Origin of the sequence: Mycoplasmopsis felis ATCC 23391, from assembly GCF_000701865.1 — a bacterium.
In the GTDB taxonomy this organism is placed as follows: domain Bacteria; phylum Bacillota_I; class Bacilli_A; order Mycoplasmatales; family Metamycoplasmataceae; genus Mycoplasmopsis; species Mycoplasmopsis felis.
Genome location: NZ_JNKA01000013.1, coordinates 1 through 26553, shown reverse-complemented (window position 1 = coordinate 26553; position 26553 = coordinate 1). Strand labels below are relative to the sequence as shown.

Below are 26553 nucleotides of genomic sequence, written 5' to 3'. Positions count from 1 at the left end.
ATTAATAATACAGAAAAAAATATAACACCAGAAGCAATAGAAAACTCTAGCACTTGATTAGTACCTAAAAATTCATTGCTTTTATCTATGTATGCTTCATTTGGTAAAACTGCAATTAATAAAAAAGAAATTACTACCAGTCAAGCAATTTTAGGAATAATCTTAAATAATAATATATCTGTAGAATTTTTATACTACTTGTTATTTCTGATGGATATTAATCAATATTGATATAAACAAGTAGAAACAGGTACTCAACCAAATCTTTCAAATTGAACAGTTTCAAAAACATTAATTAAATTAACTAAAAACATTTCTGAACAACAAAAAATCGGAGATTTCTTTTGTAAAATCGATACTCTTATCTATCTTTACAATTCCAAACTCAACAAACTCAAACAAATTAAAGAAGCTTTATTACAAAAACTGCTCATATAATTTTATTTTAATTAAGATATAAAACTAATCACTTTGTTTTATATTCAATATATTAAACATCTTTTGTGGTAAAATTAGCATTATGAAAAATAATAATAAAATATCTTTGGCCTGTAGTGAATGCAGAAGAAAAAATTACATTACAAATAAAAGTTTAGGTAATGTAAATAGAATTAATATTAAAAAATATTGTGTTCACTGTCAAATTCACACATTACATAAAGAGGAGGTTTAATGTCTAATAAAGAATTAATAAATAAAACAAAAGAGCCTCGTAAAAAAAGATATTGATTTAGAAAATTTATTAAAGAAATGAAAAGGGTTAGATGACCTGATACTCAAACTAATTTAAACAATTTAATAAAAATTATTATTTTTACTATTATTTTTACAATTTTTGTTTCTCTACTTACTTTTGGTTTTACAAAGTTATGAGAATTTATTAACATATAGGAGAACTATGAATAATTTTAAATGATATATGATTTCAACTGTTAGAGGGAAAGAAAAACAAGTTTTAGAATCATTGAATAATAGGATTGTAGCAGAAAACTTAACTCATGACTTTGATTTAAATGCAATACAAGATACAGGTGCTTTTAAAATGTTTTTAAGACCTTCTCTAACTGCAAAAGAAAATGAAAAAAGACTTAATGGACTTGATTATACAACTAGTTATATAAACTTATATCCAGGTTATATTTTTGTTAAAATGCATATGTCAGATCCTGCTTGATTTTTAATACGTAATACCCAGTATGTAACAGGGTTAGTTGGTTCATCTGGTAAAGGGGCAAAACCTACTCCTGTTAGTTCTTTAGAAATTAAAAAAATGTTTAAAAAAGAAGAACAAGCAGCAATTGATTTTCAAAACGGTGAAAATAACTTTGGATATACTAAAGGTGATATTTTAGAAATAATTGAAGGTTCATATAAAGGTTGAAACGGTATAGTAAATTCTGTAAACCATAAAAATAAAACAATTATTATGACAGTTGAAAAATACGGACAAAAAATTGAAGTCGAAATAAACATTACATCTGTTAGATTTGCAGAAAATGAATAGAATAAAAAAGCAACAATTTTGAAATTGTTGCTTTTGTTTTTCCTTATAAAACTAAGTATTTTTAACAATTATGGTCTTTTTAGACTTTCTTTTCTTAATAAAATAATATATACCTCATAAGATATAACCAACAAGCATAACTCCTAAATAACTAGGTAATAAAAATAAAGATTCAATTGTAAATTTCTCACCTACTAGTATTGGGAATAAATTTGATAATGTAATAAAAGCAATCAATAATAAAGCAATTATATAAACAATAATTTCTCAAATAGGTAATTTAAAATGTTTGTGTTTTAATGAGATTATTAAAATAGATAAAATAGTTAAAAAGTATTGAACTAAAAATACTATATTACCTGCATTTAAGATAAATGAAAATTGATCTTTGACTCCTAATATTATAGGAATCACTGTGAAAATAATCATAGAAATAAATGAAAAAGATGTTGATAAAATTAAAGCGTTTTTATATTCACCATTTTTAGATTTATGTGCAAATGTTTTTGGTACAAATCCATCTTCTGCTAATGGAACTATCATTCTAGCATAGTAAATATTTGATGATAATGTACTTGATATTCTATTAAATAAAGTACCTATTGCAAAAATTATTAAACCTGTAATTCCTAAAATCTTATTATATAAAATAGAAAATGTTAATGAACCTTTAAAAACTGATAAATCTAGTCCTAATAATAAAATATATAAAGTAAAATAAATACTTAAAACAGTAATAAATATTAGCATTAAAATTTTCTTGAATCTATTTGTTTGAACTTCTGCTCTAATTCCTGCTAGACCTTCTGCACCACCAAAAGAATAAATAAAGTTTAAAACTGATGTAGTTATTACAGAAACACTAATTTTATCAACTAATAAGAAATTATTTGAAAAATTATTAGTATATAACGATAAATATACACCAAATATAACTCCTAATATTATTGTACTTCATTTAATTATTGCAGATGCTAAAATAAACATCTTGGATACTTTAATACCAAAAGTAGTTATAACTGCTAAGGTTAAAAAGAAAATTAAGGAAACTATTTGATAAATCAACTGGTTACCTTTATCAAATTCAGCTAGTAAATTAGAAAAAAACAAAATTGTTGTAGCTGAAAATAACGGGACTTGAGCAAATTGGTTTCATCCATTAAAAAATACTCATCATTTATTCTTTGATGCTTTTTTAGCATATACATAAGTTCCACCTAATTCTGAACTATATTCTTGTGAACCCCTTGCAAATGCTAAAATAACACTAAAACTAATGAAAGCAGTTAATGAAAAAATTAACATACCCCATAGTCCACGAGAAATAACACTAGTTATTGTTGCTAAAAAACCAAATCCAACAATATAATTTAATCCATATAAAAAAAATTGTTTTTCTGTTAATTTATTTTTCATAATTACCTTTTAAAACATTATATTAAATTTTTAAAAATAAAAAGTTATTATTTAAGTATTTTTTAAGCTTTTTTATAACTTTTTTATTTTTTTCAATTTGTTTAAAAAACTTTTTTCAAATAGCTTTATTATTAAATATTAAAAATTATAATTATTATAAATTGGAATTAATATGAAAAGAATTGCTATTGTTGGTAAAATAGGAGTAGGTAAAACCTGATTGCTAAATAAATTAAAAGAATTAAATTATTTAACTATAAATTTAGATGAATATATTAATAATTTATATTCTAATGATTCTGTATTAATAAATCTATTTAAAAATCAATTAGATAATTTTTTAATAGTTGAAAATAAAATTAATAAAAATAAGATAAAAGAATGGATTTTATTAGATAACAGAAATTTTAATAAAATTGAAAATATACTATACCCATATTTATTAGAAAAACTCAAAAAAGAAAAATATCATTTTGTTGAAATACCAATATTAAATACTGAAGTTGTTGATTTTAGTATTTTATTTGATGAAATATGGAATTTAACCATATGTCCTAATTTTAGGAAAGAATATATTAAAACCCTTTCACTAAACAACCCAATTATTACTATATTAGATAAAAAAAATTCATATAATTGAAAAAAAGATGTTAATTTTAAGAATTTACCAATTGTTAATATTTCTAGAAGGAATAGAGATAATATAAAAAAATTAATAAAATATTAGAAAAATATAATAAGTAATTTAAAATATAATTACACTCATAATTAGTTAGAAGGAATAAAAAATGAAATCACTTAAGTTAGACTACAACAAATTTATAGTATCTAAAAAATTTAATATTACATATGATGATTTACATAACTTAAGACAATTTTACGGTATTTTCTTGGGAACTACTGCTGTTTGTTTATACCAATACTTAATTGATTTATTAAATGGTAGTTATGAATCAATTGTAGAATTTGATTTCAAAACTCTTGCACTGTTTTTAAATGTTCATGAAGATGAATTACAAATTGCTCGTAAGCGCTTAGAAGGTGCTGGGTTATTAAATACATACAAAGATAACAAAAAAGCACTAACTATTTTTGAAATACAAAAACCTATAAGTATTGAAGATCTACAAAAAAATTCCTTTTTAACAAATTTAATTGAAAGTAAAATAGGTGAAATTAACTTTAAGCGTTTAATTGATTCAAGAAAATTAAAATTATCTTCTAATTATGATAATTTTAATTACGAAGATATAACCACTGATTTCTTCACTATGTTCCAAAATGTATCTAAGTCATACATCAAAGAAATGGATAAAGATATTATTAAGAAAAGTGGTTCTACTTATATAAGTGATAATGAAGTAAAAGTTTATTCTAAAAAACAAAATTTAAATATCAAATTGGAAATAGGTAATATTCAATATAGCAACGAATATGAAGCGATCTTTAAACTAAGTGTTCAAGATTTCTTTAAACAAATAACAGAAAATAATTTATCTATGTCAGATTTAAATTTAATTGATTCTTGAAAATCTCAAATTTTCGATGAGAAAGTACTAAATTTAATTATTTATATTTCAAAACAAAAATACAAAACAGATAGATGGAAAAAAAGTGTTTCTATTTTAATAAAAGAAATTAATTCACAAAACTTGGTTAAATTCAGTGAAGTTGAAACTTATTTAGATGGTAAATTAAAAATGGATAGAAGATACTTACATATTTTTGAAACAAAAACTGTTTTAAAAAGATCATTTGAGTCTAAGGTTAATTAATGAATCGAAAAATTAATTTTCAATCACCATCTTTAAATTTTAAAAATATAAATAAAGCAAATTCAAAAAATGAAATACTAAATAAAATAAAAAGTGATTCAATTTTAGTTAAATTAATTACAAATTTAAAAATTTCAGACTCTGAAATTTTTTATCATTATACTGATTTACTTGAATACGCAAAAGAACAAAAAGAGCATGATAAACTATTTTATACTAATGTAAATAGAAAAAATGGTAGACTCGTTTTTTATAAAGTTTTAAATCAATATTCATCAAAAATTTATGATTATTTAAGAAATAACAATATTAAACTTAGGTATATTTCCGACCCAATTGTTGATATTCCTTATAATGAATTAAAATTAAAAAGTGATTATGAACTAGATATTATGGACTTTTTAAAAGAAAATAATATTGCTCTAATTTTAAATAACAAATTTAAAGGTTTTTTCTTATATGGTGATGCTGAAAGTTCAAGAAGCTTAATTTTATCAGCCATTGCTAATGATTTATCTTATTTAAACAAAACCGTTTCTTATTTAAATATAAATAATTTAGATACAGAAGTTAAATCACTATTAAACTCAAATAATTCAACTCAAGAAAGTAAAGAACTTTTAGACACGCTTACTTCTTTAGACATACTAATATTAGATGAATTAGGATTAAAAAAATATACTAATTGATTTTTAGAAAGTTTTATAGAACCTCTTTTATCTAAAAGATTTTTAAATAATAAAATTACTATATTTGGTTCATACTACACTTTAGACATATTAAAAAATAACTTTTTTAAAGAAAATCATCTTGATAAAAACGGTAAATTAACTCCTCTAGGATCAAGAATATTTTCACTAATCAAAAGATTATCAAATGAATCATATATTTGAGTAGGTGGTTCCGATGAATAAAACTAAAATTGTTCTGCTAGGTACTCCTGAATTTGCTATTAAACCGTTTAAACAAATTATTGAAAATTTTAACGTTATAGCAATAATTAGTCAACCTAATAAACCCGCAAATAGAGGATATCAAATTCAAGAAACACCTGTTGCAAAACTAGCTAAGGAATATGGAATTAAACTATATCAACCCAATAAAATATCAGAGATATATAACGAATTAAATGAGTTAGATTTTGATATTTTATTAAGTTGTGCTTTTGGTCAATATATACCAATGAATATTTTAGAACTACCAAAAATTGCTTCTATTAACATTCATGGATCTTTATTACCTAAATACAGAGGTGCTGCTCCTATTCAATATTCATTATTAAATGGTGATACAGAAACAGGTATTTCTCTTATATATATGACAAAGGAAATGGATGCGGGTAATATAATTTTTTCTGAATCTATACCTATTGAAAATACTGATACTTCAGATACTTTGTTTGAAAAACTATCTGAATTATCTTCTTTAAAAATAGTTTATTGATTAAACAAATTTATTTCAAAAGATTTTCAAGAAGTAATTCAAAATACAAATGAAGTTATTTTATCACCAAAACTAAAAAAAGAAGATGCTCTATTAACATTAGATTTGACCAAACAACAAGCATTTAATAAAATTCGCGCTTTTTCTAGCAATCCAGGTGCATATTTATATTTAAATAATAAACGTTTAAAAATATATTTAGCTTCTCTTAGTCAGATTAAAAATGCAATTGAATTAAAGTTTTCTGATGGTTCTTTATGAGCAATAGACTATCAATATGAATCTAAAAAAAGAATAAAAATTAAAATTGTATAAGGATTTAAATTCTTATACAATTTTTATCTTAAACATATATAATTAAATAATGAATTACAAAAAAGGTGATGTAGTAATTGCAAAAATAAAAAGCATTAGTCAAAATGATATAAAATTAATAACTAATACCCAAAGTATTTTTATTATCACAAAGTCAGAAATTACTGATTTTGTTGATAAAAAGATTTCAAGTATGTTTAAATTAGGACAAGTTGTTAACTTTATATGTTTAAAGTTTAATAAAAATACTAACCAAGGTTTTGGAAGTTATAAAAGAAACCATCCTAATGAAATACAAAAACAAAAAAGTAAAAATCATCATAAACTAATTGAAACTCCTAATGGTTTCAAAAATCTTTATAACTATATGATGATGTTTATTGAAAATGACAACAATAAATAGGAAATAAAAATGTCTCAAATAAATATTAAAAATAAATTTAATGATAATTTATTTAGTCTTGAAAATAATAAAATAATTAATTCATTACTACAAAAATTTAAAACTTTAAATTTCTTTGGTTCTGAAAACTTCTCATTCGATGATATTGCAATTAACTATAGTATTAAAGGAATAGATAAAATTATTCAGTTTTGTAACTTGCTGTATAAAAATAAAACAGAAAATTTAATTGTATTATGTTCTTTTGAAACTCAACAATTAATTGAAACATCATTAGATTTTATTTATGGGAAATTAAATAATATAGAAAATAATAAAATCAAATTATTTTTTATAAATGATTCTGATAGTTACCAAGTTATGGAAAATAAATTAAATTATTATTTTTTTAAAACAAAAAATAATAATTTATCTATTTTATTTTTAGACATTTTTGTCAAAAAAAATAATCAAAGTAAAATTAAAATTATTTATAAATTAATTGATAAACTACATCAAAAAGCAAGTGATTTTCTTATTAAGAAATCTATTTATTTTATAGGTAAAAACAATTGGTATTTGAATTTTAAAAAATTCTTAATGACTAAAGAAAATATTTTAATTATTTCTGATTCTATACATAATGAATATCATTTTTTTTCTGAAATAATTTTAGTTCTTTTAGCAACCCAGGGTTTAAATATAAACAAAATAATAAATGGTTATAAGCAAGTTTCAGATAATATATTAAATGAAGATGTTTATTCCAACTTACCTTTAAATATTTTTTTGAATTTCTATAAGTTAGTTAATAACAATGACAAACTTTTATTAAATTTATTTTTATCTTATGATACATTCTTAGATGGTTTTGCTAAGTTATTTACATATGAATTAAATAAACTTACTTATAATCAAAATATAATTAATGATTGTACTTATTTCCCAGAAAACATAACATCAACTATACAACCAATTCTTTCTTTTCCATACTTAAAACAAATTATTTATCTTGATATTAAAGAAAAATACTTCGATTATCAACCTTCTTCAAATATAGAAAATGATGACGCAATATCTCATTTAAATTATTTCACTCTAAATTCTTTAAAAGAAATCAGTATAAATAATTTTAATAACTACTATCAATCATATACAGAATCTAGTTATGCATTTACTTTAGAAATACAAAGAAACACAGAAGAAGCGCTAGGTAAATTAATTGGTATTTTATATTGAACTAAAATTTTTTATGGTATTTTCTTTGATATTAATCCTTTCCTTAATTAAAAATCTATGCAAATTGCATAGATTTTTTAGTCTATATTCATTATTATTGATATTTTATTTAATTTTTCTGCTATCTTTTGTTTTTGCTTTTCTGTGTTTTCTCATGTCTTTTCATAATTAACTGTTTTATTTCTGTGATTGGAATAACTATGAGTATTATAAGTTTCTTGCAATGTTATATTACTTAATATATTATTTATTTCTTGCTTTAAGTTATTTAACCTTATTTTTGCTTCATTATATTTATTGATTTTATTATTCAAATTTAAAATATCTGTATTTAATGAACTATTAAGGTTTTGAAGTTCTGTAATTTGATTATTATTCCTTGAAAGAATTGCGTTTTGTTTGTTTAGTTTACCTTTTTCTTTTTCATATAACAAAATATATTTACGTGTTTCATCTTGAGCATTTTTCAAACTATCATTTAACTGGTTATTTAAACTTGTTAAGTTGTTTAAATTATTCTGATTATTATTTTGTTGGTTTTTTAAATTATTTATAGTTGCTTGAAATTCATTAATCTTATTATGTAAAATTTGCTTTTCATTTTCAAGCGAAATGATAGTAGAATTTTGTGTTTTTAAAAGTTCATTCAGGGTTGATATTTCCTGATTTTTATTTGCTATTATTTCTTGATTTCTTTGATTTATAATTCTTAATTCATTTATTAATGAATCTTTATTTTTTAATAATTCGTTGTTATTATTATTTATTTCTTTTAATTTTTCTATTTCTTTATTTTTTCTATTTATTAAATTTTCTAAATCAGTTTTTTGTTGTTTTAGTTTATTTATTTCATTGTTATTTAGTATTTCATTGTCTTGAAGAGTTTTAAGATTGTTTTCTAAATTTTCAATAACATCTTTGTTATCTAATAATTTGTATTCCAATTGATTTATTTTATCTTTTAATAAAATAATGTTATTAATGTTATCTAAATTTAGTTTTTGTAATATTAAATTAGTATTAAAATAATCAATAGATTCACCGTTTTTCTGATCTAAAGTCGAAAAATTTTGTCTATATATTTCTAGTTCTTTTAAAATTTTAGAATTTATGTCATCTAATTTTTTCATACTTATATTTAAATTATTATTATTTTCTTTTTCCTCATTTTCTAAAATAATTTTTTTCAAAAGAAGTTCATTGTCATAATTCTCTTGTATCTCTTTTTTTAAATAAATTAAATTTAATTTATTGTCTTTTAATTTTTTTTGTATATTTAAAATGTCTAAATTTAAATTATTTAATTCTGTTTTTAATTTATTGATTTCTTGTTCTCTTTTATGCAAGCTATTTAATTTTAATTTCTTATTCTTAATAATTTCTATTTCTTTATTCAAAATATTTTGCTTTAATTCAAATCAAATTTTTGAATTTTGTCAAAAAATACCCTTTATATGATTTTTAATCTTGCTGATTTGTTCAAGATCATTTTTGATGCTTGTATTGTTTTTAAATAATTCTTTATTTTTTTTATTTTCTTCTTTGAATTTTTCTAATATCTTTTGGATTTCTAAGTTTTCATTATTTGTTATACTTTCATTTATTAAGGTATCTTTATGATCATAATCATTATTTATTAGTTTCTTATAATTTTCTACAAACTCTCAATAAAGTGATTCTTTAATTCCAGTGGAATAACTAGTATCCTTTAATGTTTTATATAGTAATTCTGTAGATCTCTCATATTCATATACTATTTTTTTATAGTTGTCTAAATTTTGTTGCAAAAGATTGTAATTATTTTGCAAAGAAAGACTAATAGAGTTATATTCTTTTATATTTGAATTATAAAATGATTTTAAATTAACATTATGTTCATATAAAAAACTAAAATTTAATTCTATTAGTTTAATTAAATTTAGTAAGTTATCAAAGTTCTCAGTGTAATATTTATAGATATCTATTAATTCATAATCTTGAAAGTTAAACTCTTTTAAAAGAGTAATAGATTTTTCCAATTCGATATTAATATCTATAATTTTGTCTAAATTATCTTTAAATTCTAGAGTACCTGAATTAGTATCTTGTAATAAATCTTGTAATATTTTTTTATATTCAGAAATTCTGTTAATGTAATTTTCATACTTAATTAATAAGTTTTCATTATATTCATTGAAAAATGATTTTATTTTCTCACCTTCTTCTTTAGATATGTCTGAATTGTTTCGTAATTTTAAAATCAAACTTTCATTGTTAAAATTATTAAAATTATTAGTTAAATCTTCTTCAATAAATTTTATATTTAAATTAAATGAACTATTTAATTTAATGTATTTGTTTAAAGAATTATTATAATTGTTTTCTAAAATTGTGTCTTGTTCTATTTCTTGATTAATATCTAATATTGTTTCATTAACTTTATTTTGTTCTTTTGATAAATCATCAAACTCTATTTCATTTTGTTTTGATAAATCAATATCATTTAATATTTTTTGGTATTCAAAAGAACTCAAACTAACATCTTTTATTATTTTATGATTATTTGTATATTTATCTATTGCTAATTTAATTGGATATACTGAAGAAGCACCAATTACTCCAACAATCGATAAAGTCGTTATAATCTTTAAATTCTTTGTCATTTTTCCCTCCATTTATAAAATAATTATTTTGGATTTGAAAACAAAAAAAGAACAAAAATCAATTTATAGACAATCAAGTATTATAAAATTTATATATGTTATAATTAAAAATAATAAATTATTAGTTAAAGGATTTTAAATGTTAATTGAGAACAAAAAGAAAAGTAGAAGAGAACAAAGATTGCAAAATATAGCTGTTATTTACAAACATGAACTACTAAATTATGACTATAACATAAGTGAAATAGCTCAGGAATATGATTTAAATAAAGAACAGATTGATCATATTTTAAGTGTTATTAAATGAGATAATTTCAACAAAAAAGTTCTCAATAAATTTTTAAATACTGATTGAACCTTAGAAAGAATTAGTCCATTATTAAGAGCTATTATTTTAAATGCTTGCACAGAATTCCACACATTAAATCCAAGGATTGTTATAAACGAAGCAATTGAAATTACCAAGTATTATTTCGGGAAACCAAATGAATTAGAAAATGCTAAACAAAACGAAGAAAAGTACTATAAATTTGTTAATGGTGTTTTAGAGAATTTTTATAAAGCAATTATTTCTATAGAAGCAAAAACTATTAATGCTAAATAAATATAAAAAACTAAAAGAAAAATTCTGAACATCATTATTTTTAATATCCTGAAAAAAAACTTTAAATTTTACTATACAAATGTTTAAAGAATTGAATATAGTAAAAAACATTGAATTGCAAAAAGAATGATTTTTACCTACAAATAAAAAGTGAAAAAACATTGAAGATTTTGCTACTGAGTTTTTAAACCACCTTACCTTTTTTGAAAACATTAATCCTTTACAAGAAAAAATGATTCAAAATTTTTATAATTTTATGTTTTATCAAGCTAAATACAAAAAAAATAGAATTCAGTATTTTTCATTAAATAAAATTATCAACACACATGACTATGAAATTGATTTTAATCATAAAAAAAGATTATATTACTATGATTTTTTAGATGAGTTTCAAAAAATTCCACACTACAATGTTTATTTAATCAAAATATTAAAAAGGATACTTTAAGTAAAATGAATAATGATATTAGAAAACAATTTGACATTCTAAATAAAATTACATATTTTGACAGTGCAGCACTTGTTTTAAAGCCTAAAATTGCAATTGATGCTATTCATAATTATTATCAAAACATATCTATTTCTTCTAGAACTCAAGATACACCTTTAGGTAATTTAGTTAATCAAACGATATTCAACGTAAGACAAAAAGTTGCTAATTTAATAGATGCTAAAATTAATGAAATAATTTTCACTAGTGGAACTACTGAAAGTATAAATTTATTTGTTAACATGTTTAGTCATTTATTAAAACCAAAAGATGTTATTTTATTACATTCTTATAATCATTCTTCTAATTTAGTTCCTTGAATAGAAGTAGCAAAAAAAACCAAAGCAATTATAAAAATATCAGATGATGTTGAATTGGATTTAATCAAAACTAAAAACATAAAAATCTTAGCACTATCTCAAGAAACGAATAATTTTAATAAATCATTTGATTTTTCTTTGATTTCCAAAATATGTAAAGAAAAAAAAATATGACTGTTTAATGATGCTGCACAAGCTATTTCACATTCAAAAGTATCATTAAACTTATTTGATATTGTTGTTTTTTCAACTAATAAGTTTTATGGGCCTACAGGTATGGGTATACTAGCTATTAAAGAAGATTTACTAAAAAAACTAAGACCTGTGAAATTTGGTGGTGGAACAGTAAACGAAATAAATAAAGATCATTCATTTGTCTTAAAAACTGATATATCAGTTTTTGAACCAGGGACACCTGATATTGCCGGTTTTTTTATGTTTGATAAAGCATTAGATTTTTTTAACTCTATTGGGTACCAAAGAACACAAAACATACTAAAAGATTTATCAATATATTTACATAAAAAACTTATGAAATTAAAGAATATTAATGTATATTCAAAACCTGGTCATTATATAGCATTGATTAATGTCAAAAACATAAATCCACAAGATGTAGCAACTTATTTAGGACAGAAAAATATTTACACTATAGCTGGAATATTTTGTGCACAATATTTAAAAAATATTGTTTCAGAACATTCATTTTTAAGAATTTCTTTAGGTATTTACAATAACTATGATGATATTAATAAATTAGTTGATGAATTAGAAAAAGGAGGTGATTTTTATGCATTTTAATAAAGATAAAGCAAGAGAAATTATAATGAAACATTATATGAAACCTCAAAACAAAAAAGATTTAACTCCAAATCAAAAAAATACAATATATAGTAATAGTTGTGCAGATAAATTAATTTATGAATTAACTTGAGAAAATGATGTTTTAGTAGACGCAAAATTTAGTGGTAATGGTTGTGCTCCTTTTGTTGCATCAACTGATTTATTTTTTGAGAAAATAAAAGGTAAAACAAAGGATGAAATAATTAGTTTTATTAACATATTCACTGATTTTGTAAAAGGTAATGATGTATCAGAATACGAAATTTCCCTACTAGGTGACTTGTGAGTTTTTTATAATATTAAAATTCAACCAAATCGAATTATTTGTACTTTATTACCAACTAATATTTTTATAAATGAATAGACCTTATATTTTTCACATTGATTTTGATTCATATTTTGTAAGCGCCATCCGTTCATTAAAACCTCACTTAAAAAACAAACCTGTAGCAATTGCAAAAAAAGGTGAACATGCAATTGCTGTTTCAGTTAGTTATGATTTAAGGGGAAAGGGTTTTAAAGCAGGTTCTAGTGTTAATGAAATTCTTAAAAAAGTTCCTAATGCATATATAGAAGAACCAAGATTTGATTTATTTATTTATAAATCTAATTCTATTTTTAATTTTTTAAAGAAAAATTATGCTAAAGAACTAGAAGTAGGTTCAATAGATGAATGCTACTTAGAAATAAGTACATTTGTTAAAACCGATACACAAGCACTAAATTTAGCAAAAGAAATTCAATCTGTTATTTTAAATGAATTTGATATACCAATTACAATTGGTATATCAAAAACTAAATTCTATGCTAAAATGACAACGAATTTATATAAACCTAATGGAATTGGAATAGCAAATAAAGAAAACTATAAAGAACTTTTTTTTGATTTAGATATCAGTAAATTTCATGGTATAGGGAAACAATTATCAAAAAAATTTTATGAAATCGGTATTCAAACAATTGGTCAATTATATCAACTCAATAAAAATGATTATAAATTAAGAAGTATTTTTAAAACTTCTGGTTATAAATATTTAGATTTACTGAACTATGATTTAGAAAGTAAAGTTATCTCAACTCCTCCTGAACCTAAAGGTGTTGGACATGATATAACATTTGGATATAATGAAACTGAATTTGATATTTATAATCACATTAAAGAACAAAGTATTAAAATTTCAAATAAACTAAACAAAATCTATAAACTTGGTAAATTAATTACTTTCGGAATAAGAAACAAAGAAGATAATTGAATATTTAAACATAAAAAACTAGATAAATATACTTCTTCAGAGGACAAAATCTATAATGAAAGCATTTATTTATATAAAAAATATTTTATAAATGAAAAAATAATTGGTATTTCAATTAGAATTTCAGAATTAATCAATATCTATGAAAATTATGAAAATCTAAGTTTATTTGAAAATAAAAACCGATCTAATACAAACACAAAAATTCAAAATATAATAAATAATGTAAATTTAAAGTTAAAAAAGAAAAAATTAGAAACATTAAATGAATATAATATTAAAAGAATAAAGAAAAATAGAACACAATCTAGTTCCATAGAAATTGGTGTTTTTAAGAGGTAATTATGAAAATAGGTATTTTTGGTGGGTCTTTTGATCCCATTCACAAAGGACATATAAATATAGGTAAATTCGCAATAAAAGAGCTTAATTTGGATAAATTATTATATGTTCCTACCTTTGTTTCTCCATTTAAACAAAAGTCAAATAAAATTTCTTCTCAAGATAAAATAGCAATGATTAATTTAGTTTTAGAGGAAAAAATGGAATTATGTGATTTTGAAGTAAAACAAAATACTGTAAGTTATACAATTAATACAATTAAATACCTAAAAAACAAATACAAAAATGATGAATTATACTTAATAATTGGATCTGATAATATAACAAAATTAAATAAATGAAAAAATATTGATGAAATAGCATCATTAACAAAAATAGTTGTGTTTAAAAGAAATAAAAATATCAACAAAATCAACATAAAAAAATATAACGGAATATTATTAAATAATCCTATATGAAATTATTCTTCAACTGACTTCAAAAAAGGTAAACTGAATTATGTAAACGAAAAAGTTATGGATTATATTCAAAGTAAAAATTTATATTTAAGTGAAATAATTCACAATTCAATGTCAGCTAAAAGAGCTAAACACTCTGTTTCTACTGCTTCATTTGCAGCTGAATTAGCAAAAGTTCATAATGTGTCTGCTAAAAAAGCCTATACAGCTGGATTAATACATGATATTGCAAAAGAATGAGATGAAGTATATTCTAGAAATTTTATAAACAAATATGAACCCGATACTATGAATACCCCTATTCATTTTTTACATCAACTAGCAGGATATGTTTGAGCAAAATATTGTTATAGAATTAAAGATGAAGAAATTTTGCAAGCAGTTAAATATCATACAGAAATGCATTTTAATATGTCAAACTTAGATAAAGTAATTTTTATTGCAGATAAAATATGTCAAGGAAGAAAATTTCCTGGTATACAAGAATTACGTAAATTGTGTTTTGAAGATTTAGATTTAGGTTTTAAAAAATTGGTTAAAGCAATATATGATTGAAATGTTTCAAATGGAGTAATTTTTAGCCATAAATCAGAAGAAATTTATAAAAAATATATGGAGTAAAATGCAAAAAGAAAGATTACAAAAAATACTATCTCAAGCAGGTGTTTGTTCAAGAAGAGAAGCAGAAAACTTAATTAAAGAAAACAAAGTTAAAGTAAATGGGATGATAGCAAAATTAGGTGATAAAGCATCATTTCAAGACGAAATTTTAGTCAATAATATTCCAATAAAAGAAGAAGAAAAAGTTTATTATGTACTAAATAAACCTAAAAAAACTATTTCTACTTTAAAAGATAATTTTAATAGAACTTCTGTTGTAGACTTAATGGATGTCCCATATAAAATTTTTCCAGTTGGTAGATTAGATTATGATACAACGGGTGTTTTAATAATGACCAATGATGGTGAATTAACTAACAAATTATTACATCCTAAATATCAAATACCAAGAGTTTATCGCGCAAGACTAAATGAACAATTAAATAAAATTGAACTAAAAAAACTAAACGGAATTGTTAAAGTTAATGGTGTTAAAAGTGTTCAAAACGTTCTTCCAATTAATGAAGAATCCCCTAAATCTTACTTTGTTATTTTAACCCAAGGAACATACCATCATGTCAAAGAATTATTTAAAACAGTAAACAAAATTGTTATAAGTTTAAAAAGAATTGAATATGCTGGAATTACTGTCGATAAAATGCCACTAGGGACATACAGAAAACTTACAATAAAGGAAGTAAAAGATTTAAAAAACCTTGTAAGAATACAAGAAGAAAGATTAAATAAAATGAAATTTTAATATTTCATTTTTTATTTTCTGTGTTAATTTAACTCTTGAAAAAAACTAAAAAAAATATATAATTTAATAAAATTTTAATTTTATTAAATTCAGTGAGGCATTATGAAAAATAAAGATAAAAAAACAGAACTAGAGAATAAGTTCATTGAGTATGACTATGAAGAAAATAATAAAGTAGTTTTTAAGTCAAAAGAAGTCCTTGTTGATGAAGAAGAAGAAATTGCACCTCAAAATAGTGATGAATACCAAGTAACTTCTCAAATTATAGAAAAAGAGCAAGATGGTTTATTCCCAGTCATTATAGATAATGAAATGCAAAATTCATTCTTGGAATATTCAATGAGTGTTATTGTGTCTCGTGCTTTACCAGATGTAAGAGATGGATTAAAACCAGTTCATAGGAGAATTCTTTATGATATGTCAGAATTAGGTATATCACCTAGTTCGCAACACAGAAAAAGTGCACGTGTTGTTGGGGATGTTCTAGGTAAATATCATCCTCATGGTGATAGTTCTGTTTATGAGGCTATGGTCCGTATGGCTCAAGACTTCTCAATGCGTTATCCATTAGTAGATGGACATGGTAATTTTGGTTCAATTGATGGTGATCAGGCTGCTGCTATGCGTTATACTGAAGTAAGAATGTCAAAACTTTCTGCTGAAATGATAGAGGGTATAAAAAAAGAAACAGTTGATTTTGTAGATAATTATGATGCCAGTGAAAAAGAACCTGTTGTTTTACCATCAAGATTTCCGAACTTATTAGTTTCAGGTTCTTCAGGAATTGCAGTTGGTATGGCCACTGAAATTCCACCACATAATTTAGGTGAAGTAATTGATGCAACTATCTTGCTAGCAAAAAAACCTAATTCAACTATTAAAGAATTAATGGAACACTTGAAAGGCCCTGACTTTCCTACTGGTGGAATAATTTTAGGAAATAAAGGAATTATAGATGCTTACGAAACAGGAAAAGGTAGCATAATTGTAAGATCAAAAACTAAGATTATTGAAAAATCAAATGGAAAATCTCAAATTATTGTTTCTGAAATACCATACGCTATAAAGAAAACTACTTTAATTCAAAAAATAGTAGAATACCACAAATCAAAAGATATTGATGGAATAGCGGATCTAAGAGACGAATCAAACCGTGAAGGTATTAGAATAGTTATAGATATAAAAAGAGGTTATAATCCAAATATTATATTAAATAAGTTGTTTCAAAAAACCTATTTGCAAACAACATATAGCGCTAACTTGGTTGCACTTGTAAATGGTGAACCTAATGTTTTAAATCTAAAAACCGCTTTAAATGAATATATTAAGCACCAAAAAATAGTTATAACAAGAAGGTTGGAATTTGATTTAAGAAAAGCAGAAGAAAGAGCACATATCTTAGAAGGTTTAAAGATTTGTATTGCTAACATTGATGAAGTAGTTAAAATTATTAAAACTTCTCAAACTGACCAAATAGCTCAAGATAGACTATCAAAAAGATTTGACTTATCAGAAAGGCAAACAAAAGCTATTCTAGATATGAACCTAAGAAGACTAACAGGTTTGAACATTGAAAAAATGGAAGAAGAACTTTCTGCTTTATTAATTGAAATTAAAAACTATAAAGAAATATTGTCTTCTGAAGAAAAATTAATAGATTTAATGGTAACTGAATTAAATGAAATTAAAGATAGATTTAATGACTCAAGAAGAACAAAAATAGACTTATCTGGAGTAGGTAGAATTTCTGATGAAGATTTAATACCAGAAACAGATATTATTATTACTACTTCAGTTAAAGGCTATATAAAAAGAATTAATTTAGAAGAATACAACACACAAAAAAGAGGTGGTGTGGGTTCTAAGAGTATGAAAACATACCAAGATGATGATATTGCAATGATTTTGCAAACCAAAACTCACACAGATTTATTATTGTTCTCAAATTTTGGTAAAGTTTATAAACTTCGTGGTCATCAAATCCCAGAAGGTTCTAAACAAAGCAAGGGTGTGTCCATTGTTAATATTTTAGAAAATCTGGATGTTGAAAACAACGAAAAAATTATTTCTATAATTAGCATAGATGACTTTAGTGATGATAAATATTTAACTACTATAACAAAATATGGAATTATTAAAAAAAGTAATTTAAGTTTATTTAAAAATATTAGAAAAAATGGTTTAATTGCTTTTAAATTAAATGAAAAAGATGAATTAGTTAGAGCTTTTGTTGTTTCTGATTCAGATGATATTTTAGTTGCTAATAATTATAAAAACATTGTGTTATTTAAAGCAAATGAAATAAGATCTCAAGGTCGTAATTCACTGGGTGTAAAAGCTATTAAATTAATTGACAATCAACATGTTATTTCAGCATCAACAAATAATGATGGAAATTATATCTTATCAATTGGTTCAAAAGGTTTTGGTAAACTGACTTTGCAAGATGAATTTAGACTTACTAAAAGAGGTGCAAAAGGTGTTTCTGGTATAAATCCAGAAAAAGCTGGTAATTTAGTATTTGCTAGTTTTGTTAAACCAAATGATGAATTAATAATTATTACTTCTTCTGGTATTACTATAAGAACTGAAATTAATCAAATATCAGAAACTTCTAGAAATACAAAAGGTGTAAAAGTTATTAAATTAAAAGATGGTGATGAAATAGTCGCAATCGATGTTATTAAATCAAATGATTAGGTAAAAATGAAAAAGAATAATTTATTAAAAGAAAGCCTTAAAGAATCAATTAAGTTTTTTAAAAAAGGTAATATGATTCTTCTAGCGATTGGTTTTATTGCTGGTTCTGTATTTAGTGCAGTTGTATCATCTTTATCAAATGATATTATCTTATCTGCTATTGCTTATAATATATTAGGAGATAAGTTTAAAGATTTAGAAAGTTTGAGTTGAAACGGAATTAAATGAGGTAAATTTTTAGGAACTTTTATTAATTTTATTGTTGTTACATTAGTTTTATTTATAATACTGACTAGTTATTACTCTATAAAAATTCTTATACAAAGAAGAAAAGCAACTAAAATGCCAGTAGATAATGAAAATAAAGAAGTAATTAAAAAGTCTTCAGATGAGTTAATTATTGAGCAATTACAATTAATAAATGAACAACTGAAAAATCAAAATAATAAAAATCCATGATAAAAAAGTTAGTATTAATTTATACTAACTTTTTTTAAATCAATAGTTTCATCCATGAAAAGAAGAAGTTTTCAAATGAATTATATTTTTTCATTAGGTTATAGTTATCTTGAATATCAGTTGATTTAGAATTATATAATTGAAATATTTCTATAATTGAATTAACAGCGCTACCAGTTATAACATCCATTGTTTCATATTGTGAATACATACTTCTGCTATCCATATTATTAGTACCAACTCAGCCTAATTGATCATCAACTACACCTAATTTAGAGTGTAAAAAGTGTTCATTATAAACTCTAACTTTTAGTCCATATTTCATTAATTTTCTTAATTGTCAAATACTTATTTGGTATACTAATTTTTTATCTGGTAAACCGGGGATAAAAACTGTTATGTCTACTCCACTTTTTAATGCTAATATAATTTGTTTATAAATAGCTTCTGAAACAGAGAAGTAAGGTGTTGAAATCTTTATGCTTTTCTTTGCATTTGAAATTAATTTTAATCATGTATATTCAGATGAAGAATGAGAATAACTAGGAGAATCAACAACTAAAATTGAATGAGTTGTATATAATTCATTATTTTTTAGTTTTAATAATTTTCTTTTTATCTCTATTTCTTTTCTAGTAATAAATTTTCAAAATCTAGCAAAATGTAAAATATATGTATTGATATATTCACCAGTTATTTTATAATTTAAATCAATTCAGTGACCATATTTTTTTGATAATGATGCATATTCATCAGAAATATTATTTCCACCAGAAAACACCATCTCTGAATCTATTATAATGAATTTCTGATGATTTCTATTAAAACTAGAAGCATTTATAAATGGATAAATGATTTTTCCTATATATTGAATTTCTATTCCATCTTTTTTTAGTTTTCTTAATAACTTTCTTTGAGATCTATATGCACCAAAATAATCTACTAATCACTTAATTTCTACACCTTGTTTTGCTTTTTCTTTTAAAATATGCATAAACTCTTTAGATATTTCGCTTTTCTTTAATATATAAGTGACTAAATAAATACTTTCTTTTGCGTTTTTTATATCTTCAATTAATTTATCATAAAATCTATAACCTTCTTTAAAAAATTCATATTCAGAACTTTTGACAGTAGTTTGATGAATCAAAGATAAAGAATTAATTAATTCATTTGAACAATTTTCTTTATTAATTAAGCCTAAGTTTATATAAGTATTTAATTTGTATTTCGAATCATTTTGGATTTTGAGTTCTAATTTATTTTTAGATATTCAACCGAAACCAAAAAATAAAGCATGGCCTATAACTGGAAACAATGTAATAATATATAATCAACCCAGTTTTGCTTCATAATTTCTTTTTTGTAATCCAATAAAAAAAACAAATATGGTATTTATAAAGTAAAATAAAGATAAAATCAAATAAATATAATTTATGTTTATTAAATATAATAAGCTAGAAATAGAAGCAAAAATACCTGTTAAAAATAAAAATTGTATAATGAAGAAAAATAAACGTTTAAAGTGTATTCTTTTTTTCATATATTATCCGTATAACAAAAACACAATATTTTCTTATAAATATTGTGTTTTTTGTCTTATTTTTTAGCTTTATAACCTTTTCCATCACGGATTCTTCCGTTTTCTCCGTGAATATAATAAGTTCCATTATTTTTCTTTGCTAATTCTTTTGCATATGCTATACATTCTTTTTGAGTATCAAAAGTAATGGTTGCTCTTTCTGCACCTTCTCTATATACTCTTCATTTATCTTTTTCTTTATCAAGTGTTATATGTCAGACTGCTTTTAATTCATTTTTTTCGCTCATTATTATTTATCCAATTCTTCAATTCTACTCTGGTGTCTTCCACCTTCAAATTCTGTATTTATATATTCATCAACAATTTTTTTTGCATCATCTATATTAATTTGACGACCACCAAAAACTAAAACATTTGCATCATTGTGTTGTTTAGCAAGATGTGCATCTTCTACTGAAACAACTCTTGCTGCTCTAATATGTTTGTGTCTATTTAAAGCATAAGAAATACCTAGTCCTGTTCCACAAACCGCAATCCCAAAATCAGGTTTATTATCATTAACATAATTTGCCAATTCATTTCCTTGAGTTGCATAACTCACTGAAACAGTGTCTGTATTAGGTCCTAAATCAACTGGTTCATAACCTTTTGATTTAATATATTCTTTTAATTCTTCTTTAAGTTTAAAACCAGCATGGTCACTAGCAAAAGCTACAATTTTTTTATTCATAAGTACCTTTCATTTAAATTAATTATAGATATTATTATATTATACTAAATAAATTGAATAAAATACAATATAACTATATATATTTATTATATTTTTCTTTTATATTATGTAATATTTCATTTATTTTTGATGTTGAATAAAAATTATATTCTTTTGGTTTTGAATTGTTTAAATAAGATTCTATGTAACAGAGTTCTTGATCATTTAAATAGGTTTTCAATTTTTCTATTTTTTGATACGCTAGGTTCTTATAATTTTCTGCAGAAATATTTTCTTGGTAAATTTTAGATTGTAATTTTTTTAAATTTATGAGATTATATGAAACTTTTGTCTCAAATTTATTTTGGGTATTATAATTAACATTAAAGTAATTTAATATTTTATACTTTAATGTTTTTCAAAAATAATTTTCATATGGTATTACTTTATGTTCTCTTTCTGTTTTTAAAATTTCTAAAACTTCAAAATATGAAATATTTAAAATTTCATCAAAATCAAAAACATTATTAAAATATATTCTTTGTATTTTAAAAATTAATTGTTTTAATCTTACTAAGTATTTTGTATTAAAACGAAATAAAATCTCATTTCTATTTGTTTTAATTTTATCAATGTCAAAAGATAGAAATTCTTTTGCTTCATTTGTTAATTTATCTTTTTTAATTTTTATCATTTTTGTTTATTAAATCAAAAAGAATAATTCCAGTAGCTACAGATACATTAAGAGACTGAACAGTTCCTTTTTGTTTAATATAAACAAACTCATCACACACTGAAAGTACGCTTTTTGATACACCATCTCCTTCACTACCTAAAACTATTGCAGTAGGTTTGTTGTATTGTATATTTGTGTGTGAAACTGACTTTTTATTTAATACAGTTGCATAAACTCAATAATTTTCTTTTTTAAGTTTGGTTATAGTTGCTGATAAACTATTTACTTTATAAAAATTCATATTAATTGTTCCACCTGAAGAAACTTTAAAAACAGTTGGATTTATATCAGCACATTTTTCTTTAGGTAAAATGATATTATTTATTCCTGCAGCATTAGCAGTTCTTATAATTGCACCTAAATTATGTGGATCTTGTATATGGTCTAGGATTAAGATGTTTTCAGGTTTATTTTTTAATAAAAAATTAATATCTTGATATTGGATTCCATTAACAATACCAATGAAACCTTGGTGATTTTCATTGGTTAATGTGTCTAAAAAATTTAAATCTTTTATCTCTATATTAATTTTAGAATTTTTAAAATAATTTAAATTCTCTTTTTTTGATAAATATATTTTTTTAAATTTTATATTGTTATTATATGCCTCAATAACGGTATTTTTTCCACACATTAATAATTCTTTCATATTTTATAACCTCTTTTTTCATAATTTAAGTGTTTTTTTAGATTAAGTTTTGTTTCATTAGTTCTTCTCTTAAAACATCAGCGTTTTTATAATCTTTTTGCTTTAAAAATTCTTTTCATTGTTTGTATTTTGGAATATAAACTTGATAATCAAATTTTGCTATATCAAAACCAAGATCTAAAAAAACTTTAAATAACAAACTAATATTATGAATTTGACTATTTTTATTAATTTCTTTAATTAAATCATTTATTGATTTATTAAAATCTGAAAATCTTCTGTCAAAAATAAACTGCATTATTTTTTTATATTCTTCTATATTATAAATATCATCGGAAATACCATTTATTTCTTTTGTAAAAAAGATATTTTTTAATCTTTTTATTATTATTTCTATATTATTGATTAAATTATCATCTATATTTATGGTGCTTGTAAAACTATTAAGCAAAAAAATAAATTTCAAATGATCTGCTGAATATTTTTTTAAAAAATCTGATGCTAAAATAACATTATTTAATGATTTAGACATTTTTTGTTCTTGAAACATTATTTGTCCGGTTCTCAATCAAGTTTTAGTTATAGGTTTATTATACAAACTAAAATATTGAATATTTTCATTTTCATGATGAGGAAAAGTTAAATCCATTCCTCCTCCATGGATATCTATTGTTTGATTATTAAAATTTTTGGCTATCAATGCAGCACACTCTGTATGTCAACCAGGTCTACCTAATCCAAATTTTGAGTTATATTTAATTCCCACATTAGTATTTTTTCATAAAGCAAAATCAGCTTTAAATTTTTTAAAATCATTTTCTTTTTCAAAAATCATATTATCTATTTTTTGATTTGATACATTTCCATAATTATCTTTATTTTTAAGAACATCAAAATAAACAGAATTAGCAACTATGTATGCATCATTATTTTGATAAATTTGATTGATAAATTCAGTTACTAAATCTATATTATCTGTGACTAATTCAATTTTAGAGATTGTATCAATGTTAAGATCTTTTAAAATATTTAAATAATGATTAGTGAAGAAAGTTGATATTTCTTTTTCTGTTTTATTATCTTGAATTGATTTATTAATGATTTTATCGTCTATATCAGTTATATTATGTACAAAATGAAAATCAATATTTAAATTTCTTGCTGCTTTTAAAATTAAATCCATAGTTAGTATAGGACGTAAATTTCCTATATGAACATAATTGTAAACTGTAGGACCACAAACATATACTTTTAACATAATTAATATTATATTTATTATTTAGTATTTAAATAACTTAAATCTTTAAAAATAATTTTATTTTATGGTAAATATAGAAATATAACATAATTTATTCATTTTTTTAAGTAATAAAAACAAAAAATAGCAATAAATAACATTTTATATAGTAAAATATAACAAATAAACGAGTTTTGTTTATTTTTATTTTTTAATACATTAATATAAGGGGGGTCATTTTGCAAGAAAAACAAAATAATTATATTGATCCAACCATTGAAGAAGTCAAAGATATTGAACAAAAAAAAATATTATATCTAAATTTAGTAACAAGCAACTTATGAATGACTTAAGTCAAATGTTAGTTGGTTCAGATGAAGTAAAGTCAAAATTAGTTAAAAAGAATACAATTTATAAAAGAACAAAAATGGCTAATTTTGGTTTAAAATTAAATAAATTATATTCAAATATCTCTACATGAAAATTAATCCTTATAACAATTTCTACTGCCATATTTTTTGGTGTTATTTCTGTTTTTTTAGTTAAAAATGTAGGTATTTATAACTTTGGATTAGCTGCTTTCGGTCAAGCTTTCTCTAGATTTTTAGTTGTTTTATTCAAAGAAGACCAAATCAGTGTTCAATTAAGAAATCTAATTGACCAATTTGTTTTCTGGATTGCATATATTATTTTAAGTATTCCTATATTTATTTTTGGTTATAAAAAAATAGGTAAAATGTTTTCTAATTTAACTGTTCTTTTCTTAGTTGTATCATCCGTTGTTGCCTTTTCAATCGGTTTAATTCCTGGAGTTAATAACATTTATTTAATTGGTGATTTTTCTAATAGTTTAGTTAAAACATCATTAGAAGACTATTACAAACCACTTAGTTCAATTATTCCTTTATCATGAAGTGATGGTGGGAATATCATAGCATTATTTTTATTTGCAATCATTTATGGATATTTACTTGCTTGAATTTTTGCAATAATTCAAATCATTGGTGGAACAGCAGGTGTAACAGGAATTATTGGTGAATGATATGCTAATACAAAGCAAAAATCATTTGGTTCTATTTCTGGTTATATGAATATAGTAATTGTTTTAATAGGTGTATTAGTTGGTTCATGATTACCTGGTTCAATATTATTACAAAAAGCTTTTGGTGAACAAGCAAAAAATAATGCACTAACTGAAGAACAAATAAAAATTTATAAACTTGCTTGATCTTTTGAATTGTATTTATCACCTAATTTTATTGCAACCATCTTAACTAATATTGTTTATATTATAGTTTTAAACAAACTATATCCTAAATTTAAATTAGTTCGTGTTGAAATTTATTCAATGAAACACTCGCAAGAAATAGCAATAAAATTAAGAGATGATAAAAAAATAGTAACAGGAATTACATTATTCAATGGTCGTGGTGGATTTAGTTCTGAACACATTGAAATTGTTACATCTATTACTTTATTTAGACAAGTTAATAGATTAATAAAAGATGTGCGCAAGATTGACCAAGATGCATTTATTTCTATTTCAGATGTAACAAGCATCGATGGTTATATCTATCTTCCTCAAGATAAATTCTAATATAACTTCTAATTATAGGAGTTATATTTTTTTATATATGTATCAATAAACTTATTTAAATTATTAACTTAATTATCAAATAATTTAAATTATCTATTTAATAATAAGACAACAATAAATTTTATAATGCTATAATTAAATTATTAAAAATAAATAAGGGTAATTATGAAAAAAATTTTAGTTCCAAGGGTTAGATTTAAAGAGTTTGGCGAAGAGTGAAAAGAGGAGAGATTACTTAATTTTATAGAATATAAAAATGGTAGAGCACATGAAAATTTTGTTAGTAAACATGGTGAATATATTTTGGTTAATTCAAAATTTATATCATCAGAAGGTATGTCTATAAAAAAAGTTTCTAAAAACTTCTCAGTACTATCAAAAAACACTATTACTTTAGTATTAAGCGATATTCCTAATGGCAAAGCATTAGCAAAAACATTTATTATTCCAAAAGATAATACATATGCACTAAATCAAAGAATTGCTGGACTAACTATAAAAAAAGGGATAGATTTACATTTTATTAATAAAACAATA

The 26553-nt window shown here is 22.5% G+C and carries 29 protein-coding genes; 21 read left to right on the top strand and 8 right to left on the bottom strand.

The annotated features are described in order from the left end of the window. The 4 genes from T405_RS01880 to nusG form a co-directional block, all read left to right on the top strand. Window positions 1-438: restriction endonuclease subunit S (locus tag T405_RS01880; protein ID WP_036430521.1), on the top strand; the 438-nt coding region annotated here is incomplete at its 5' end. 82 nt (window positions 439-520) lie between these two features. Further along, window positions 521-673 carry a 50S ribosomal protein L33 gene (gene rpmG / locus T405_RS03785; RefSeq protein WP_084271899.1) on the top strand — a complete coding sequence of 51 codons (153 nt, stop codon included), beginning with the start codon at window positions 521-523 and terminating at the stop codon, window positions 671-673. Beyond that, the gene (gene secE, locus T405_RS01875) at window positions 673-891 is read left to right on the top strand and encodes a preprotein translocase subunit SecE (RefSeq protein ID WP_036430519.1); all 219 of its coding nucleotides are present in this window, start codon (window positions 673-675) and stop codon (window positions 889-891) included. Before rpmG ends, secE begins: the two co-directional genes overlap by 1 nt. Before the next feature lie 7 nt (window positions 892-898). After that, window positions 899-1504 carry a transcription termination/antitermination protein NusG gene (nusG, locus tag T405_RS01870; RefSeq protein WP_036430517.1) on the top strand — a complete coding sequence of 202 codons (606 nt, stop codon included), beginning with the start codon at window positions 899-901 and terminating at the stop codon, window positions 1502-1504. 51 nt (window positions 1505-1555) lie between these two features. Here nusG and T405_RS01865 read toward each other — a convergent pair whose 3' ends face one another. Further along, window positions 1556-2920, bottom strand: coding sequence for an APC family permease (locus tag T405_RS01865; RefSeq protein WP_036430515.1), 1365 nt, complete (start codon window positions 2918-2920; stop codon window positions 1556-1558). A gap of 172 nt (window positions 2921-3092) precedes the next feature. On the opposite strand from T405_RS01865, the gene T405_RS01860 reads away from it, so the two are divergent. From T405_RS01860 to T405_RS01835, 6 genes are all read left to right on the top strand, one after another. Then, window positions 3093-3647, top strand: coding sequence for a dephospho-CoA kinase (locus T405_RS01860; protein WP_036430513.1), 555 nt, complete (start codon window positions 3093-3095; stop codon window positions 3645-3647). A gap of 61 nt (window positions 3648-3708) precedes the next feature. After that, window positions 3709-4695: a replication initiation and membrane attachment family protein gene (locus tag T405_RS01855; RefSeq protein WP_036430511.1), complete on the top strand. Its 987-nt coding sequence runs from the start codon at window positions 3709-3711 to the stop codon at window positions 4693-4695. Then, entirely contained in the window at window positions 4695-5609 is a 915-nt protein-coding gene (locus tag T405_RS01850; protein ID WP_036430509.1) for an ATP-binding protein, read from the top strand. The genes T405_RS01855 and T405_RS01850 overlap by 1 nt, the downstream gene beginning before the upstream one ends. Then, the gene (fmt, locus tag T405_RS01845; protein ID WP_036430507.1) at window positions 5602-6453 is read left to right on the top strand and encodes a methionyl-tRNA formyltransferase; all 852 of its coding nucleotides are present in this window, start codon (window positions 5602-5604) and stop codon (window positions 6451-6453) included. Before T405_RS01850 ends, fmt begins: the two co-directional genes overlap by 8 nt. Before the next feature lie 49 nt (window positions 6454-6502). Continuing rightward, window positions 6503-6856: a S1 domain-containing protein gene (locus tag T405_RS01840; RefSeq protein ID WP_051619533.1), complete on the top strand. Its 354-nt coding sequence runs from the start codon at window positions 6503-6505 to the stop codon at window positions 6854-6856. A gap of 9 nt (window positions 6857-6865) precedes the next feature. Continuing rightward, window positions 6866-8125, top strand: coding sequence for a hypothetical protein (locus tag T405_RS01835; RefSeq protein WP_036430505.1), 1260 nt, complete (start codon window positions 6866-6868; stop codon window positions 8123-8125). Window positions 8126-8151: 26 nt separating this feature from the next. Here T405_RS01835 and T405_RS01830 read toward each other — a convergent pair whose 3' ends face one another. Further along, window positions 8152-10716 (bottom strand): coiled-coil domain-containing protein, encoded by a 2565-nt coding sequence (locus tag T405_RS01830; RefSeq protein WP_036430503.1) that lies wholly within the window; start codon window positions 10714-10716, stop codon window positions 8152-8154. Window positions 10717-10855: 139 nt separating this feature from the next. Between T405_RS01830 and T405_RS01825 the strand changes: the two genes are divergently transcribed. The 9 genes from T405_RS01825 to T405_RS01785 all read left to right on the top strand — a co-directional run bounded on the left by T405_RS01825 (window position 10856) and on the right by T405_RS01785 (window position 19548). Further along, complete coding sequence (locus tag T405_RS01825; RefSeq protein WP_036430502.1) at window positions 10856-11320, top strand: transcription antitermination factor NusB; 465 nt, start codon at window positions 10856-10858, stop codon at window positions 11318-11320. 79 nt (window positions 11321-11399) lie between these two features. Then, entirely contained in the window at window positions 11400-11768 is a 369-nt protein-coding gene (locus T405_RS01820) for a hypothetical protein (RefSeq protein ID WP_156951231.1), read from the top strand. A 5-nt stretch (window positions 11769-11773) separates the two neighbouring features. After that, window positions 11774-12931: an aminotransferase class V-fold PLP-dependent enzyme gene (locus T405_RS01815; protein WP_036430498.1), complete on the top strand. Its 1158-nt coding sequence runs from the start codon at window positions 11774-11776 to the stop codon at window positions 12929-12931. Further along, complete coding sequence (locus T405_RS01810) at window positions 12921-13337, top strand: iron-sulfur cluster assembly scaffold protein (protein WP_036430496.1); 417 nt, start codon at window positions 12921-12923, stop codon at window positions 13335-13337. Before T405_RS01815 ends, T405_RS01810 begins: the two co-directional genes overlap by 11 nt. Continuing rightward, window positions 13330-14568 (top strand): Y-family DNA polymerase, encoded by a 1239-nt coding sequence (locus T405_RS01805; RefSeq protein ID WP_036430494.1) that lies wholly within the window; start codon window positions 13330-13332, stop codon window positions 14566-14568. The genes T405_RS01810 and T405_RS01805 overlap by 8 nt, the downstream gene beginning before the upstream one ends. A 2-nt stretch (window positions 14569-14570) precedes the next feature. Next, window positions 14571-15647 (top strand): nicotinate-nucleotide adenylyltransferase, encoded by a 1077-nt coding sequence (locus tag T405_RS01800; protein WP_036430492.1) that lies wholly within the window; start codon window positions 14571-14573, stop codon window positions 15645-15647. A 1-nt stretch (window position 15648) separates the two neighbouring features. After that, window positions 15649-16386 carry a pseudouridine synthase gene (locus tag T405_RS01795; RefSeq protein ID WP_036430490.1) on the top strand — a complete coding sequence of 246 codons (738 nt, stop codon included), beginning with the start codon at window positions 15649-15651 and terminating at the stop codon, window positions 16384-16386. 102 nt (window positions 16387-16488) lie between these two features. Then, on the top strand, window positions 16489-19086 hold the full coding sequence (gene gyrA, locus T405_RS01790) for a DNA gyrase subunit A (RefSeq protein ID WP_036430488.1): 2598 nt from the start codon (window positions 16489-16491) through the stop codon (window positions 19084-19086). 6 nt (window positions 19087-19092) lie between these two features. Beyond that, window positions 19093-19548 carry a large conductance mechanosensitive channel protein MscL gene (locus T405_RS01785; protein WP_036430486.1) on the top strand — a complete coding sequence of 152 codons (456 nt, stop codon included), beginning with the start codon at window positions 19093-19095 and terminating at the stop codon, window positions 19546-19548. A 31-nt stretch (window positions 19549-19579) separates the two neighbouring features. Here T405_RS01785 and T405_RS01780 read toward each other — a convergent pair whose 3' ends face one another. From T405_RS01780 to T405_RS01755, 6 genes are all read right to left on the bottom strand, one after another. Then, entirely contained in the window at window positions 19580-21088 is a 1509-nt protein-coding gene (locus T405_RS01780) for a phospholipase D-like domain-containing protein (protein WP_036430484.1), read from the bottom strand. A gap of 56 nt (window positions 21089-21144) precedes the next feature. Then, a complete protein-coding gene (locus T405_RS01775) occupies window positions 21145-21375 on the bottom strand; it encodes a DUF2188 domain-containing protein (protein ID WP_036430482.1) in 231 nt (76 codons plus the stop codon). Between the two features lie 2 nt (window positions 21376-21377). After that, window positions 21378-21818, bottom strand: coding sequence for an RpiB/LacA/LacB family sugar-phosphate isomerase (locus T405_RS01770; protein ID WP_036430480.1), 441 nt, complete (start codon window positions 21816-21818; stop codon window positions 21378-21380). Window positions 21819-21891: 73 nt separating this feature from the next. Beyond that, window positions 21892-22491: a hypothetical protein gene (locus T405_RS01765; RefSeq protein ID WP_036430478.1), complete on the bottom strand. Its 600-nt coding sequence runs from the start codon at window positions 22489-22491 to the stop codon at window positions 21892-21894. After that, window positions 22478-23182 (bottom strand): 23S rRNA (guanosine(2251)-2'-O)-methyltransferase RlmB, encoded by a 705-nt coding sequence (gene rlmB / locus T405_RS01760; protein WP_036430476.1) that lies wholly within the window; start codon window positions 23180-23182, stop codon window positions 22478-22480. The genes T405_RS01765 and rlmB overlap by 14 nt, the downstream gene beginning before the upstream one ends. A 37-nt stretch (window positions 23183-23219) precedes the next feature. After that, window positions 23220-24440: a class I tRNA ligase family protein gene (locus T405_RS01755; RefSeq protein WP_036430474.1), complete on the bottom strand. Its 1221-nt coding sequence runs from the start codon at window positions 24438-24440 to the stop codon at window positions 23220-23222. A 319-nt stretch (window positions 24441-24759) separates the two neighbouring features. Here T405_RS01755 and T405_RS01750 point away from each other — a divergent pair, with 319 nt between their 5' ends. Then, window positions 24760-26016, top strand: coding sequence for a DUF2179 domain-containing protein (locus T405_RS01750; RefSeq protein ID WP_084271898.1), 1257 nt, complete (start codon window positions 24760-24762; stop codon window positions 26014-26016). 165 nt (window positions 26017-26181) lie between these two features. Continuing rightward, a partial coding sequence (locus T405_RS01745; protein WP_036430470.1) for a restriction endonuclease subunit S domain-containing protein occupies window positions 26182-26553 on the top strand: 372 nt, incomplete at its 3' end.